Raw genomic sequence first — 15,382 nt, 5'->3', positions numbered from 1 at the left:
CTCGAAAAAAAGGAACCTGGAATTTATGAAAAAACAATCCATAGTGCTATCGATTCTTTTAATATGGAATTGGACGTTTACCTATGCAGGCTCCTCATCTTTATTGCGTAATGATTCGCCGCAGAAGAATAAAAAAAGCTCTTCTGAAAAAAACAAGGGTTTTGTAAAACAAATAGTTCCCAAATTTTTGTATACTTATTTAGATTTTAATTTTGATTCAACACAGGGAGATAATTTTAATCGTTTTCAAGGATTCTCAAACCTTTATGCTGCCGGAGCAGATCATATTAAGTTAGCTCATAATTTTTTCGCAGGTCTTTATTTATTCAGGATTGATACGTATGTTCAATCTCAGGTGGTCTTAGCTCCTGCTGATCTCATACTATCAAAACAGGACATTAAAAATAACACCCTTTTTGGACACCTGCTGAAAGCCTTTAATCAACATTTTTATATCGATTTAGCCGGTGCCTATGGACAAAACAATATATCCAGTCAAACATTATTAACGCCCACACCTCACCTGGGACTATCCCATAGTGTGAATCATAATTGGTTTTCCAGTATCAATGGGATATATAAATACAATTGGAAAAAAATGACAACGAAATTAAGCGTTGGAGGTTTGTATAACCAAGTAGTTTCTGATAAAAAATATATAACCTATCCCGATCAAGACATCCCAGTTCAAACAGTAAAACCATTAACAAACAAGGTGGTTTATATTTTAGAAAGTTTAGAGTTGGGATATAAATTTACCCCTGCAATGACCCCTTTTATTAATGGTGGATTAATCCAGGTAGCCTCTTTTAAAAACAGTCGCGAAACGATTAACATTGCTAACATTCTCGGCGCAGTTCCCCAACTGCAAATGAATAAAAATGCATTCAGAATAGGGGCTGGTATCTCATTTAAACTCAAACAGCTCACGCTGCGACTGGAACAAAAATACTATAATGCAGCGGGAACCTTTACGAGCAATGACACCTTGGTAAGTTTTAGTTATCAATTCAGTTAAACGATAAATTCTCTCAAATCAGCTATATTAAATTAGAGGCTGTTGAAAATTGGTTTTTCGACGGCTGGGAATTGAGACAGTCGAGATCGAGGTATTACCTGGATCCGTTCGGCCTGAAGAGCACTGCCATAGACTTAAGCCACTTTTCCGTCATCCCGAGAAGTTTGCATGAGGGCTCTCCTGAAATTGGCATGAGCCACATTTTGGAGATCCTTCGCTTCGCTCTGGATGACGTTTCTTAAATCAATGGCAGTGAGCCTGAGGATGAGGTAAAGCCCCTTCTCGGAAGCAGTGTACTGAAGCAGAACTGATGGTTTTATTTAAAAAAGGATAATTATTCGTGTCGAGAAAACTTCCTTTGGGAATTAAACTGACGAATACTCAATTCATAGAGATTTTCCTTGGTCTTTTCTGCACTGTTCTTTTACTTATCGTAGCCCTCTTTAACATCCCGTTTATTTCAACTTTTATTAAACAAATGGATGGTAAAATTTATGACCAATTTGTCAGCTTGAATTGGCACTCTCATCAGCAAAATCCACGCGTGGTCATCATTAATATTGACGAATACTCTGTACAAAAAGAAGGGAGATGGCCTTGGCCTAGAGATAGAATGGCGCTCTTGGTTTCCAAATTGAAACAAGCTGGGGTAGTAACCATTGGTCTGGACATAGTGATGTCTGAAGCTGAGGTCAATTATGCTCTTGGACTAAAAAAGAAGCTAGAACAGTTAGACCCAATACCCTCACCAGAACAAAAAAAACTGATGTATACCCTGGAAACAATTGCGCCTAAAATTGACAATGATCAAATTTTTGCTCAAACATTATTAGATCACAACGTCGTATTAGGCTTTTTATTTCAACATGAAACCGATGTAAAGAAGGGAGTACTGCCCCCTCCTCTAAATTATCAAAGCAATATCCCAATTAAGGAAAATCAGCCTCCTTTATCTACATTTGAAGGGTACAACGGCACCTTGGATTTATTTCTCAAAGCCTCCACTCAGGCCGGATTTGTCACTAACTTTCCCGATACCGACGGGATTGTGAGACATGCGCTAGTCTTGGCACGTTACAATAATAAAATATATCCCAGCCTGGCCCTAAAAATAGCAATAAATTATCTCCTGGTGGAGAATACTGAACTGTTAATCCATGACCAAAAAATTTATGGCATACAACTGGATGGCACTTTTATTCCGACCAATTCGCGTGGTCAAATCCTTATTCCATTTTTTGGGGGGCCGGGTACTCTGGATTATTATTCAGCAACAGACATCTTACATGACAAAGTAGATAAAAAAGAACTGGATAGTTCAATCGCAATCATCGGCTCGTCCATGACATTACTGGCTGACCTCCATGACTCTCCGGTTGCTCCTTTGTTTCCAGGTGTTGAAATGGTAGGAAATATAGTCCAAGGCATAGTAGGACAACAATTAGCATCCGAGTATTCCTGGCGTACCCCACAAGGCATAATTCTGCTAATTTTTTTCGGGGTTCTTTTTTCTCTTATTTTTCCTTTTGTAGGAATACTCGGCAAATTGCTCGTCACGCTAATCAGTATCTTTCTAATTTTCAGTGCTACTTTATTGTTATTTGTATTTAAAAGCTTTTATGTTTCTTCAACCTTATTGATAACGCTAATAATTCTTCAAGCCCTGATTAATTATGCCTACTCTTATATTATAGAACGGCGACAAAAACGCCAAATCAATCAGCTATTCGGCCAATACGTCCCGGAACAATATGTAAAAGAACTTATCGAGTCCCCAGAACAATACAGTATGGAAGGCCAAACCCTTAATATGACCGTGCAATTTGCCGACATACGAAACTTTACCAGCATCAGTGAAAGCCTGGATGCCGTGGGAGTGAAACATTTATTAAATACGTTTTTCACCCCTATTACCGAAATCATTTTCAGTTATCGCGGTACTATTGATAAATACGTGGGTGATATGATCGTAGCTTTTTGGGGAGCGCCCATCGCTGATGAACATCATGCCTATAATGCCATTATGTCATCTCTTAGCATTTTCCAGCACTTGCCAGAAATTAATGCCAAAATGAAAGAAAATAACTTACCCCAAGTGAATATCGGACTCGGTTTGGCAACAGGACTAATGAATGTTGGCGATATGGGCTCAGAGTTTCGTCGCGCCTATACGGTGCTTGGAGATACAGTTAATCTGGCCTCTCGTTTGCAAGACCTCACCAAGTTCTATCAAGTAGATATCTTGGCGAACGATACTGCTCGCTTCGAAACTGATACCTTTCTCTGGCGAGCCATCGATAAGGTCTCTGTTAAAGGTCGAAAAACCGCATTAACCATCTATCAACCATTGGGTCTTCTTTCAGAAGCCTCTCCAGAAATACTTAATGAACTGGAAGAATATAATAAAGCGCTAATAGATTATTATGCTCAAAACTGGCTTGCTGCCGAAATAAAATTTACTGAGCTTCACTCCCAAAACCCAGAACTTTATCTCTATCAGCTTTATCTTGAACGAATTTTAATTTTTAAAAAGACCCCTCCACCTAAAGACTGGGATGGAGTTTATGCGCACTTGCATAAGTAATTAAATTAAGTATACGCATTCTAAAAAACCTCTTTTTTCCAACGAAAGATCTCCCTGACGGCTATTTCAAAAAACAAGCAGATCCAACTGGAACGATTATATCGATTGTTAACTTAAAGATGGTACTACAGCAGTGAGATCCCTCACTTCGTTCGGGATGACGTGTGTAAACTCCGAGATGGGATATGAAGATTCCGGAACGTACGCAATTCCGAAAAGACGTGAAAAGTTTCCCATTGCTAGTTCACTTGCATGCCATCCTGAAGCCTCACAACTCCCTTGGAAATAGCGGTTATACGAGCCCCAGGCAATATGAAGCCTACGACATTTAAGGGATCTACTGCGGACAGAGTAATAATTTCTTCGCTGTCTTTTTTACTTTTCATAGCCCGCAATGAATCAATTGCATAAGGTAAAGCAAATTGTTCCCCTAAAAATCCCTGAACAAAACGCCCTCCTCTGATTTCACCACGATCTTCCAAACGACGAAATCCGATTAATAAATCTCGCCAGGGAGGAATAATTTTTTCTCTTGCCAGTAAATCACGAAAAACCACACCATATCGTTTTAACAATAACCAGCATGTAGCCTCAATTTGTTCATCAGAATCCTTAGGGGATAGGGTTCTTAATAATGACCAACGACCTGTGCTGAATTGAGGTCGTATGGGACGTCGTCTCTTTCTGCTTAAACGACGACGTGGATCAATTAAAGAACGTAGATTATCAAAGGCATCAGCAGTTGCAAGTCCGGCGGTTACTAATTCCCACAGTCCCATTTCCACTTCTGATTTTAGAAAACCTACCTCATTAACAATATCGGTAAAAAAAGAAGCACCATGCTTTTTTAAATAAAGCACAATGCTTTTTGCACTATGACTTAAGCTGCTTAAAATGTTTTCATCCGTTAAATGAGGATTATGGGGCATCCATTGTGATGATTCTCGAATAAAAAAAGTAATAGGGGCAATACTGGTAGGCATAATTCGTTTACTCTCTGTAAGCTCTGTATTGTTTTCTACCCCAGCCATTGAAGAGAGCCGTCCCCAGCCAATAACGCCCATTAAACATAGCCTATCTAACCATTGAGGATCATAATGAATTAATCGCTTGGCCAGGATGCTTGTTTCCCAAGCTTTGGCAGGAATCTCAAAACCTTGCAGTTGTTCGATGACAGTCAGAAGTCCTTGCTCACCACTCAATTGAGTACCTGGTGCCACATGCTGCCAGTTTAAGAGCCATCGAACGAATTGTCTGGCACTTACCGGCTCAATTTCCTGGCGTAATCGACTTAAAGTGAGCTGATGAATACGTGCTAATAATCTGCGCTCACACCATTCTTGCTCATTCGTATGATTAAAAGTGCCACGCAAAATGAGTCCCATCGCTTCCAGGCGCAATAATGACTGTTCCACATCAGATAAGCTTACAGTTAATAAATGACTCAATTTATTACTTGTTATAGGACCAAGACATAACATCCAGTGTCTAATCATATTTAAAATGCTATCTTCCACCGCCAAAGGATGTTCTTCTATATCTTGCAATTGATGATTCAAAATGGCTTGAGGATAAATAATAGAAAACGTTTTCGCTTTCTCTACTGAAAACCAAAAGAGTTTGCTGTTGACCAATGCAGTACCGGCATGCCCGGTGGAAACGAGTTCATTAAAAAAAGGCTCCCAAAGTTTTTTGGACTCTTGATAGTCAACTTCACTAGCAGGAAAAGCGATCAATGTTTGTAAGGTATCGTGTAATTCATCGCTGTTTCTTACGTCAGGCCAGGCTTGCTGTTGCACAGTTTTAATAGCCTCAGGATCCAGTTTCCCAAGATTTTGTAACAGATTTGCAGGTAATATTCGACGCATTTCTACGGCACGAGCCCGTCTTTCCTCTAATGGAGCATCATCTAAAAATGCATAGGGATTGGCATTTAAAATCTCGTGGGAAAAAACAGAAGGTGTCGGCGTATCTACCGCGATACATTCGATCTCTTTATTTTTTATCCCATTTAATACTTTAATTAATCCATCAAGATCCAGCGCTTCAGTTAAACAATCTTTCATTGCCTCATTGATTAATGGATGATCGGGCGGTTCTATATCCTGCCCATTAAGATTATCCTGACAAGCTGCTGCATCTGGAAAAACTGCAGCAAGCAGATCTTCGGAGCGCATACGCAGAATATTGGGTGGAATTTTTTTACCATTTCTAAAGCGCACTAAAGCCAGGGATCTTCCCGCGTCCCAACGCCACCGTGTTGCAAATAAAGGAGATTGTAAAACGGCCTGAATTAAAACATCTTTAATAGTATTAACATGTAAAAAATTAAATACATCCAATAAAGGGAAACTATGTTGTTCTGTTAACGCAATATTGATGCCATTATCTGTGGCGGAGGCTTGTAATTCAAAATTAAACGTTCGGCAAAAACACTTACGTAAAGCCAAGCCCCATGCTTTATTAATGCGCGCTCCAAATGGAGTATGAATGATTAACTGCATACCTCCGGATTCATCAAAAAATCGTTCTGCAATTACCGTTTTTTGGGTCGGTACGGCGCCTAAAATTGCTCTCCCTTGCAAAATGTAGTCAATTATTTGCCCTGCCCCTGCACTATCTACCTTACACTGTTCTTTTAACCAATCTTGAGCATCAAAGGTAAGCGGATTATTTTTTATAAACTCCGTATCTGTGGAGGAAAAATCCAGCGCCAACTTATCGCTGATTATTTGACGCAAGTCAGCAACAACTAATGAAAGTTCATTCGTTCTTGCAGGTGCTTCACCTCGCCAAAAAGGTACGCTCGGAGGAGAGCCATGGGCATCCTCCACAATAACTCGGCCAGTAGCACTTTCAATACGTCGAATATTCCAGGAAGTACTTCCCAGTAAAATAATATCGCCACGGTTACTTTCAACAGCAAAATCTTCGTCCAATGTTCCAACGACGGTGTTAGCGGGCTCTGCTATTACCGTGAATAAACCATTTTCAGGTATGGCACCACCGCTGGTTATGGCCGTGAAACGACTCCCGCGACGCGCTTTAACTATCCCGTTAATTCGATCGCGAAAAAGATAAGCGCCATAACGTCCGCGAGAACCAGAAATACCTTCTGAAAGCATTTCAATAAGGGTATTAAAAGTCTCCCTTAATAAATCTTTATAAGGAAAACTATTTTTTACTAAATTAAATAAATCATCTTCATGCCAATCATTGGTAGCACAACTTGCTACGATTTGTTGCGCCAAAATATCAAGAGGTTGCTGGGGAAGGATTAATTGATCCAAATCCCCGTTTTGAATTGCATAAACTAAAGCAGCACACTCTACTAACTCATCTCTGGTGGTAGCAAAAAGTCGCCCTTTTGAAATCGCACCGTGCCAATGACCAGCCCGACCGACTCTTTGCAGCATTACGGCAATTGAACGAGGAGAGCCCAATTGACAGACTAAATCCACAGTCCCGATATCAATTCCCAGCTCCAGAGAAGCAGTGGCTACTAATGCCTTTAGCTCACCATTTTTTAATTTTGTTTCAGCTTCTAATCTTAATTTTCTAGATAAACTGCCGTGATGCGCAACTACTTGATCCTGACCTAGACGCTCTGCAAGATGATGTGCTGTTCTTTCTGCTGTCCTGCGAGTATTAGCAAAAATCAAAGTGGAACGGTTTTGCTTGGCTAATTCAGCAATACGATCATATATTTCTTCCCATTGATTGTTGGAGGCAACTGCTCCTAATTCGCTGATGGGAACTTCCACCCCAAGCTCCAGATGCTTGGCATGACCAATATTGATAATTGCAGGTCGGGAACGATTAGTTCCAGTTAAAAAACTGGCAATGAGATCAATAGGCTTTTGAGTAGCGGATAAACCAATACGAATAGGAGATTGTAAGGTAATGTCCTCCAGACGCTCTAAAGATAAAGAGAGATGAGAGCCGCGTTTATCATTAGCCAGGGCATGAATTTCATCAACAATGATGGTTTTAATAGTGCGTAAAGTCTCTCGACTTTTTTCCGCTGTAAGTAATATATATAAAGATTCAGGGGTGGTTACCAGAATGTGAGGTGGCTTTTTTAACATTCCCAAACGTTCTTTAGCAGGAGTGTCCCCCGTTCGCACAGCAACATGGATTGGAGCCATTGATACATCTTGTACTTTGGCCAGCTCAACAATTGCATTAAGTGGTTCCATCAGATTTTTTTGCACATCATTACCCACTGCTTTTAATGGGGACACGTAAAGAACCTCTGTTTCATCATTAAGTGTACCAGCAATGGATTTTCTGACTAAATGATCAATACACGCTAAAAAAGCTGCAAAAGTTTTCCCAGAACCTGTTGGAGCTGAAATTAAGACACTCTCTCCCGCTAGTATATACGGCCAACCTGAGCGTTGGGGTGCGGTTGGTGAGCCGATGTTATTAATGAACCATTCACGTACTAGAGGATGTGCCCAATGAAGACTGTTATCTGTTTTCTCGGAACTTGTCATAATATTTATAAAGAAGAAAGAAGACTATTCAATTTCATTCTTAATTATACACCACCACGGATAGGTAAGAGGTAAATTGATCGTTTTAGCAGCTCCCTCTACCCTCACGGCCATTAAGGTAAGGATTTTATTTCGATTTGAACAAAAAATTCTTTATTAAGACCATTTTCGGGTTGGGAGCAACCAGGCTACTTTGCTTGATCTGGAAACTGACTGAGCCGTAGCCTCAAAATAAATTATCTATGCAATGTGTTATTTCGCTCACGATCAAGATGACTACAGGCTAAAATATGCTACTGGAAAAAAGTAGCATTTAATGTCACTCTTATACTAATACTCTAATTAATATAGACATTATTTATAATAATTTTTGCGTATGTTATTAAATTTCAAAGGACTGATAAATTAACATCATGAAAACAAATCATCTAAAAAGCTACGCCCTGGAACTGTTAAATTGTGCTGGAATACATTTAAACGGTGATAAACCATGGGATATCCAAATATATAATGAAGATTTTTATAGTCGTGTTTTAAAATATGGCTCATTAGGGCTTGGTGAAGCCTATATGGATAACTGGTGGGACTGCAAAAGTCTCGACCAATTTTTTGATCGAATAATTCAAGCAGACCTTGAAAGTAAAGTAAAAACAAATGCCGGAATGCTATTAAGATTTGCTTTGCTAAAACTCATTAATCATCAAACAAAAAAACGCTCTTTAATCGTAGGAAAAAAACATTATGATTTAGGCAATGATTTGTTTCAGGCCATGTTGGATAAACGCATGAATTATACCTGCGGCTATTGGAAACGTGCAACGAACCTGGATGATGCCCAACAGGACAAACTTGAATTAACCTGCCAAAAAATGATGTTAAAACCCGGCATGGAAGTATTAGATATTGGCTGTGGTTTTGGAGCATTAGCAAAATATGCAGCTGAAAAATATGGTGTCAGTGTAGTAGGTATCACCATTTCCAAAGAACAATGTGAATTTGCACAAAAAAATTGTGCTAACTTACCTATTAAAATTCTTTTTCAGGATTATCGAGACATACAAGGTCATTTTGATCGCATCGTTTCTCTGGGCATGTTCGAGCACGTCGGTCAAAAGAATTATCCTGCTTACATGCAGAAGGTTCATCATTGCTTAAAAGACGATGGGTTATTCTTATTGCATACTATTGGTAATAATATTACTAATCTTTCCGTTGACCCATGGGTTACTAAATATATTTTCCCCAATGGCAGTCTTCCTTCAATTATGCAAATAGGAAAAGCCACAGAAAAGTTATTCGTTATGGAAGATTGGCATAATTTTGGTGCTGATTACAATAAAACATTAATGGCATGGTACGCCAACTTTAATCAAAATTGGAACACATTAAAAAACCAATACGATGAACGTTTTTACCGTATGTGGAGTTATTATTTACTCTCGTGTGCCAGTACGTTTCGCTTACGTCAAACACAACTTTGGCAAATTGTATTTTCTAAACACGGGCTCAAAGAAGGTTATCAGGCCCCCAGACTTTAAATAATCCAAGTAAACCGAGAATAAAAGCAGCCCTTTCTCGAGACTACCCCACTGATTCATTTTTTGTACGCCGGTAGTCCTCAAGCACTTCGTCAATGATGTGCCAAGATTTAGCGGCCTCAAAATTCATGGTAGTCAACTCGGAAACGAGGCAGATCAAGGCCTTCCACAAAGTCCAGGCTCGACCACGAGCCCATGTACCTGCGTCAAGTAAAAGCATTGAACGAAAGACCTCTCGGCTTTTACCTTCAAACAGTGTCCAGGCGATGGCCAGATCACAAGCAGGATCCCCGACCGTCAGCTGTCCAAAATCAATGACCGAGCTTAATCGCCCCCCTTGTACTAATAAATTGCCAGCACTAAGGTCACCATGCACCCAAACGGGTGAACCATGCCAGGTAGTTGCCAGTGCTGTTTCCCAAACTTCAGTCGCCGTAGCAACATCAATTCGCTCTTTCAGAGTAACAATCGCTTGACGCGTTTCCGCATCATATGTCGTTAATGCTCCTCCTCGATAGAAGCTATGCGGCCCAGGCAGCGGACCTTTTGTCGCATCAATGCGTTGCAAAGCGAGGAGAAATTGCGCGAGATGTGCTGAAAAATCGCATAGATCGGCTATAGGCGCAGATGCAGCACTTTCGCCCTCAAGCCAGCGATAAACAGACCATTTCCATGGATAACCATCCGCCGCCTGCCCGAGCGCCAAAGGTACTGGAATCGAAAGAGGCAACAAGGGTGCAAGTCTGGGCAGCCATTTTTGCTCTTTTTCTACTTGCCCGGCATAGTCCTCACCACTGGGCATGCGCACCAGCATATGCTCTCCCAAGTGAAAGGTCCTGTTATCCCATCCGCTAACCGCAACGGGTCGAACTGGGAGATCTTGCCATTGGGGAAATTGTGCTGCCACCAAACGGCGCACGAGGGTATCATCGATTGTTACTGGTTCATTATCCATGAAATGCAATCTCAATTCAGATAAGAAAGATTAAATCCTCATTTTACAGAATGATACACAGCAAATACAAAGAACTCTTCATATTTAGTCAAAAAGAACTCCTCCCCCGGGTTACAGCTGCGGCTTTTCCAGGTTTATCTAAATTTCTCCAGATGAAAAAAACCTGTAATTAACTAATTTTTCGAAGAACGTCATCTCGAACGTAGTGAGAGATCTACTGATATAAGCACGTTGTCCACCTTTGGCAGATCCCTCACTACGTTCGAGATGACGAAACTCTTGAGAACCCTCTTAGGGTCTAATATAAAGAGGTGCTCCCAAGGAACACCTTCTTATAAGTATTGATCAACATCGCCTCTATTATAAAGAAGTAAATTAATTGGTAATAGCCCGAACACAACGAATAGAAATAGGCCCCGCTTTACTGTCTTCATCTTGGAAATTCACATTGGGGGTGGCAGAGAAGAACTGATCCCAGGCATTGGTTGGAATAATGTGTGTGCTTTCTGTTGAACTCCAATAAGGGCCTGAAAGAGCACCAATATTACCATTTTCAACCAAATTGGACTGCATGTTCTGCAGCGTTGGCGAAACCCGCGTGCCACAACCCGTGCCCTGGTTGGCTCTGTCATATCCCATTTCACAAATGGCGGGTAAATACCAATCAGTAAATCCACCATCAGTCAGCTGTCTGCAAAGCCCGGCTCCATAAAAGGATAAGTTGACTGCTGGATTAGTTGTTGGTGGAGAATAATAACTCACGATGACATTAGTATTACAAGCACCATCACTATTACCCGTACAGGCATCAGGAGGGTTAACCGAGTTTTCATAGACTCCTGGTACGACATCAAAAACAGGGTTGTTCGTGTTATCAGCACTCCAATACACACCATTAATTGAGAAAGTGGCTTGGTCAACAAGCGCGGCTATTTTTCCCCCAACACTCCCAGTATTAGGTGTAGCATCGTTTAAAGAAAAAACATATCCCGATTGATACACACTACCATAGGTCAAAATATTCAGGGTAGGCATTAGTGTATTGGTATTAGCTCCCGCGATAGTCAAGGTAATCGGTGTTGGATTTTGATCGCCAGGCGTAGCGCTCGGTGTTGCACCGGGAGTAATGGTTAATACACAGGTACCTGCTGGTGCAATCGTTCCGCAACTGGCAGGAGTGATGGTAGTTCCTGCAGGCAAGGCAGGTGATGGAGTATAAGTCACGCCGGTTGCAGTAACTGTACCATTATTGGTAATGGTAATAATCCTTGGTATACCATCTATCTGAAGCGCCAGAGTACTGACACTGGCAACAAGATTAGCCACCGCACCCTCAGTAAGCTGGATATTCAAACTATTGATAGAACTTGGTTGATAACATTCTGCTCGATAGCCCTGTTGGCAAACTTCAGGCCCCCCAATTACATTTCCTTGTAACACACTTCCATTTATCTGCAAGGTTAAAACGCAAGACTCCTGATAACCCAAAACAAATACGCTGGCACAATTATTAAAAGGTACCAGGGCAATATTGGAAATCTGCTCAATCCCACGAATAGGAGTCATCTTTAACGTGTGTTTTCTTTTTGATTGATTTGTTATTCTGTATTGAACAATGGCCGTTCCACCCACTGGAACGGATAGAGAGGTTAACGTCAGTGGCTCAAAAGTCCAGACGGGTTTCGCTGCTTGGGTGGACGTCAATAGCAAAAACGTGAACGCACCAATCAATAGTTTATTAAACCAAATGAGCTTCATTATTATGTCCTTATAGTAAGAGAGATATTTTCAGGCGCATGAAGTAAAAATTAATTTTTACTCCTTGTATTCCGGTAAAGCTTAAATTAAAGCCGATGCTAAATAGGCTGTAGAAAGGATACTGCCTGCATCGTCATTAACCTAAACATTCTATCTGGTTGATTTTTTTTTGGAAAGAAATTAACTAACAATTCTATTGATTGAACCCCTCATTAATTGCATGCAATAAAGATTGGGGATGAGGAAAAGGTAAGTCCTGTTGTAAGCTCCAAAACGATACTCCGCCGAGCTTAATGATTTTTTGTGACCCTTTGCTCATTGGATTATTGCCTTTAACATAGGCGACTTTATCTAATACGGATTGAGGCCCCTCACAACTCATAAAACGGCTTATTTCAGTATGCTCGATTGGGATCAAACCATAAAAAGAAACAGCATGAAAAGCGGAGTTACCAGGATTAAGAGTATAAGTGTATAGTTTATCGCCATAAGCAGTATAAGCGTCCATATAACTTACTTGACTGCTGATGTTCGGATCCAATACTGGCACATGCAATCCAGGAGCATCAGCCTGCGCCACAATTGTGTTGTTATTGATAAAATAAGAATGACAATAAAAGGGGATTCCCAAAATAATTTTATTCGCTGCTAATCCCTGCTTATAGTAATGTTGAACCGCTTTATTCCCCGATGTATTAGGATAAGGATAGCCTTCCTCATTGATTCGATGTGGCTCATAGAGAGCTGCTGCATGTTCGGTTCTTGGACCAAAAGTTCCGTAATTGTCATACGCCATCACCGTCGTCCAATTCACATAAGCCTGCCATAACGATGCATCAGGGTATTGAGTCCAATAAGCTTTTGTTCCAGGTACCGCATTGGTTACGCAATAACCACTTTTTCCAATTTGCTCATGAAGTAGTTTAAGTAAGGCCGCCACTCCGGATATCTCCTGCTCGCTGGCCAATAGTTCATTTTCCCAGTCAACATCTATACCATCAAGACGGTATTGAGCCAATAACTCTTGTACTGATTTTACAAAAATGGTGCGTTGATACTCATTTTCCAAAAAAGGCTTGAATCCTTCGCGCTCGCCCCAACCACCCACAGCAATCATAATCGGTAAATCCGGTTTAATTTGGCGTAGTAATTGAATATTTTCAATGTCCTGCGCCGTGGGCGCAAGGATTGTATGGCCATTAGTATCTTTTGCCAAACGAATAAATGAGTAATTGATCACACTGACATGAGACAATTGTTCCGCTAATTTTACCTGATCGCCATTTTTTAATTTCCAGGAAGAGTCGGCTCCTAAATAACCAATAACCATAGGGTAATTGCTTTGTCCATTAGCACAGAAAGGTTTTCCCCTCGCATTGCCCGTACTGACAATGCTTAAGAGGACTAAACCCAAGAACAAATTAATGAATAGCGTCTTCATATTTTCTTTCGCACACTTTGCTAATTACAATGTTTTTTATAGGTAGCCACTAAACTGTTGGGATTGGACACAGGCAAATCCGTGTCCGCACTCCACATGATGGCTCCTTGCAATTGTTTTGCTTTCACAAACTCACATAAAGACCTGATCACTTCTGGTGATTGATAACCAATAAATTGTTGTGTGGCAGGATTATAAAGATATGCTCCAGAAACAACGGGTTGGTTATCGTCACCGATGGTATTGATGGAGTAAGTCTTATAATTCAGCTCGTTGATTACTTTATCAACCGAATTATAGGGTAATAAACCATCTTGCTTGGTATAGGCTGGTGAAAAATGACTGGCACCTGTCCATGATTGCTCAAATCCTGGATAATTGACATCGTCACCAGGAGTAACACCTGAAAAACCTCGACCGTACGCTGCAATACCAACTTGCAATTTAGCTGCGGGCATACCGTAAGATAGTACTTGGGCAGTGATTGAATCGGTTGCATAATTAATTGCAAATTCATCTTTATGATTGGTATCAGGCTGCTTTAAATAAGCGTGTACTGCCGTATAAGGATCGCTGCTTTTGCTCCATGGACCATGAAGATCATAAGTCATCAAATTTACACTGTCGACAAAAGGAGCTATTTCTTTAAACCACCCGCCCTCAACAGACTGATTGATTTGCTCCAAATATTCTTTGTTAACGGTAATTGTTACAGAAATATATGCATCTTTGCCTAATGTTTGCCTACTCGCTTTTACCAGGTCGAATAAGTGCCTATAGTCTGCACTTGTTTTTTCATCAGGAGGCAATTGTCCTCCTGTTTGCAAATCGATGGGAGGTTCAAAATCATAATCAACTCCCCGTAAATTTTTAAAATGGTCCATCCATGACTTAAATTGAGTTAAGAATTTATTTTGATTGGCAAAAATAGCCTCGAAGGTAGAAGTACTGACTGCTTTATTTTCAACAGTATTTGCACCACCGATAGCAATAATCCGTTTCGCAGTGTATTTATTGGAGTTAATAAAAGCGCCAAAACTATTCAGCTGGCCCACGCCCCTTTGATCGGTATAAACAAATAATTCTTTGCTGCCAGTATTCCCATTGGTTTGTATGGCCGCACAAGCCCCATTATTAGCACCGCAAAAGGTTAAAAAATCTTTTGTTTCTGGTGGGAGTGGTGATATCCATGATCCCTCTAAAGGCAACTCACCCCATAAATCATCAAAGTGCATGAGACCATTCCACGAACCTGGAACTTGATATTGTGCCTGATTCGGATCCTGGCTATTCCATACTTGTAAAAACCCCCAGGCAATAACATCTGCCTTATTAAATTGAGCAACCATTTCAGGATTGTTCACGTAAGCTAATTTTCCATATGGCTGACCATTTTTATAAGCGCCATCGTATTCATAAGGATTTTCACCATACATGGACCAACTTGTAGTATACAAAGTCAATGAGGCCTGAGCGGCTAAAGGTACTAATGAGGCAGCAATAATCGGTAACACTATTTTTTTTAAAGTCTTCACTTTGTTTCTCCAATAGAAGCAATGATGAAATTTTAACTTCTTTGATAATTACTA

At 40.5% G+C, this 15,382-nt stretch carries 8 protein-coding genes; 3 read left to right on the top strand and 5 right to left on the bottom strand.

The window, feature by feature from the left end; genetic code table 11:
• Nucleotides 1–25 precede the first annotated feature (25 nt).
• Both LOX96_RS06080 and LOX96_RS06075 read left to right on the top strand, forming a co-directional pair.
• A complete protein-coding gene (locus LOX96_RS06080; RefSeq protein ID WP_250421851.1) occupies nucleotides 26–1,018 on the top strand; it encodes an autotransporter outer membrane beta-barrel domain-containing protein in 993 nt (330 codons plus the stop codon).
• Nucleotides 1,019–1,358: 340 nt separating this feature from the next.
• Nucleotides 1,359–3,602, top strand: a complete 2,244-nt coding sequence (locus tag LOX96_RS06075) for a CHASE2 domain-containing protein (protein ID WP_250421850.1) — start codon at nucleotides 1,359–1,361, stop codon at nucleotides 3,600–3,602.
• Nucleotides 3,603–3,841: 239 nt separating this feature from the next.
• Here the strand turns inward: LOX96_RS06075 and LOX96_RS06070 are convergent, their stop codons facing one another.
• Entirely contained in the window at nucleotides 3,842–8,101 is a 4,260-nt protein-coding gene (locus LOX96_RS06070; protein ID WP_250421849.1) for a DEAD/DEAH box helicase, read from the bottom strand.
• Between the two features lie 413 nt (nucleotides 8,102–8,514).
• Here LOX96_RS06070 and cfa point away from each other — a divergent pair, with 413 nt between their 5' ends.
• Entirely contained in the window at nucleotides 8,515–9,639 is a 1,125-nt protein-coding gene (gene cfa, locus LOX96_RS06065) for a cyclopropane fatty acyl phospholipid synthase (RefSeq protein WP_250421848.1), read from the top strand.
• A 43-nt stretch (nucleotides 9,640–9,682) separates the two neighbouring features.
• On the opposite strand, the gene LOX96_RS06060 is transcribed toward cfa, so the two are convergent.
• From LOX96_RS06060 to LOX96_RS06045, 4 genes are all read right to left on the bottom strand, one after another.
• Nucleotides 9,683–10,558 carry an aminoglycoside phosphotransferase family protein gene (locus tag LOX96_RS06060; RefSeq protein ID WP_250421847.1) on the bottom strand — a complete coding sequence of 292 codons (876 nt, stop codon included), beginning with the start codon at nucleotides 10,556–10,558 and terminating at the stop codon, nucleotides 9,683–9,685.
• Nucleotides 10,559–10,969: 411 nt separating this feature from the next.
• Nucleotides 10,970–12,352: a DUF1566 domain-containing protein gene (locus LOX96_RS06055; protein ID WP_250421846.1), complete on the bottom strand. Its 1,383-nt coding sequence runs from the start codon at nucleotides 12,350–12,352 to the stop codon at nucleotides 10,970–10,972.
• A 193-nt stretch (nucleotides 12,353–12,545) separates the two neighbouring features.
• A complete protein-coding gene (locus tag LOX96_RS06050; RefSeq protein WP_250421845.1) occupies nucleotides 12,546–13,793 on the bottom strand; it encodes a glycoside hydrolase family 18 protein in 1,248 nt (415 codons plus the stop codon).
• A gap of 20 nt (nucleotides 13,794–13,813) precedes the next feature.
• Entirely contained in the window at nucleotides 13,814–15,328 is a 1,515-nt protein-coding gene (locus tag LOX96_RS06045) for a glycosyl hydrolase family 18 protein (protein ID WP_250421844.1), read from the bottom strand.
• Nucleotides 15,329–15,382: the final 54 nt, after the last annotated feature.

Origin of the sequence: Legionella maioricensis (assembly GCF_023618015.1) — a bacterium.
Classification (GTDB): domain Bacteria; phylum Pseudomonadota; class Gammaproteobacteria; order Legionellales; family Legionellaceae; genus Legionella; species Legionella maioricensis.
The sequence above is the reverse complement of the archived record's forward strand: the minus strand, read 5'-3'. Positions and strand labels throughout refer to the sequence as shown.

Coding starts and splice junctions, on each gene's coding strand:
- LOX96_RS06050 (WP_250421845.1), bottom strand. CDS start 13,793: ATGAAGACGCTATTCATTAATTTGTTCTTGGGTTTAGTCCTCTTAAGC.
- LOX96_RS06080 (WP_250421851.1), top strand. CDS start 26: ATGAAAAAACAATCCATAGTGCTATCGATTCTTTTAATATGGAATTGG.
- cfa (WP_250421848.1), top strand. CDS start 8,515: ATGAAAACAAATCATCTAAAAAGCTACGCCCTGGAACTGTTAAATTGT.
- LOX96_RS06055 (WP_250421846.1), bottom strand. CDS start 12,352: ATGAAGCTCATTTGGTTTAATAAACTATTGATTGGTGCGTTCACGTTT.
- LOX96_RS06070 (WP_250421849.1), bottom strand. CDS start 8,101: ATGACAAGTTCCGAGAAAACAGATAACAGTCTTCATTGGGCACATCCT.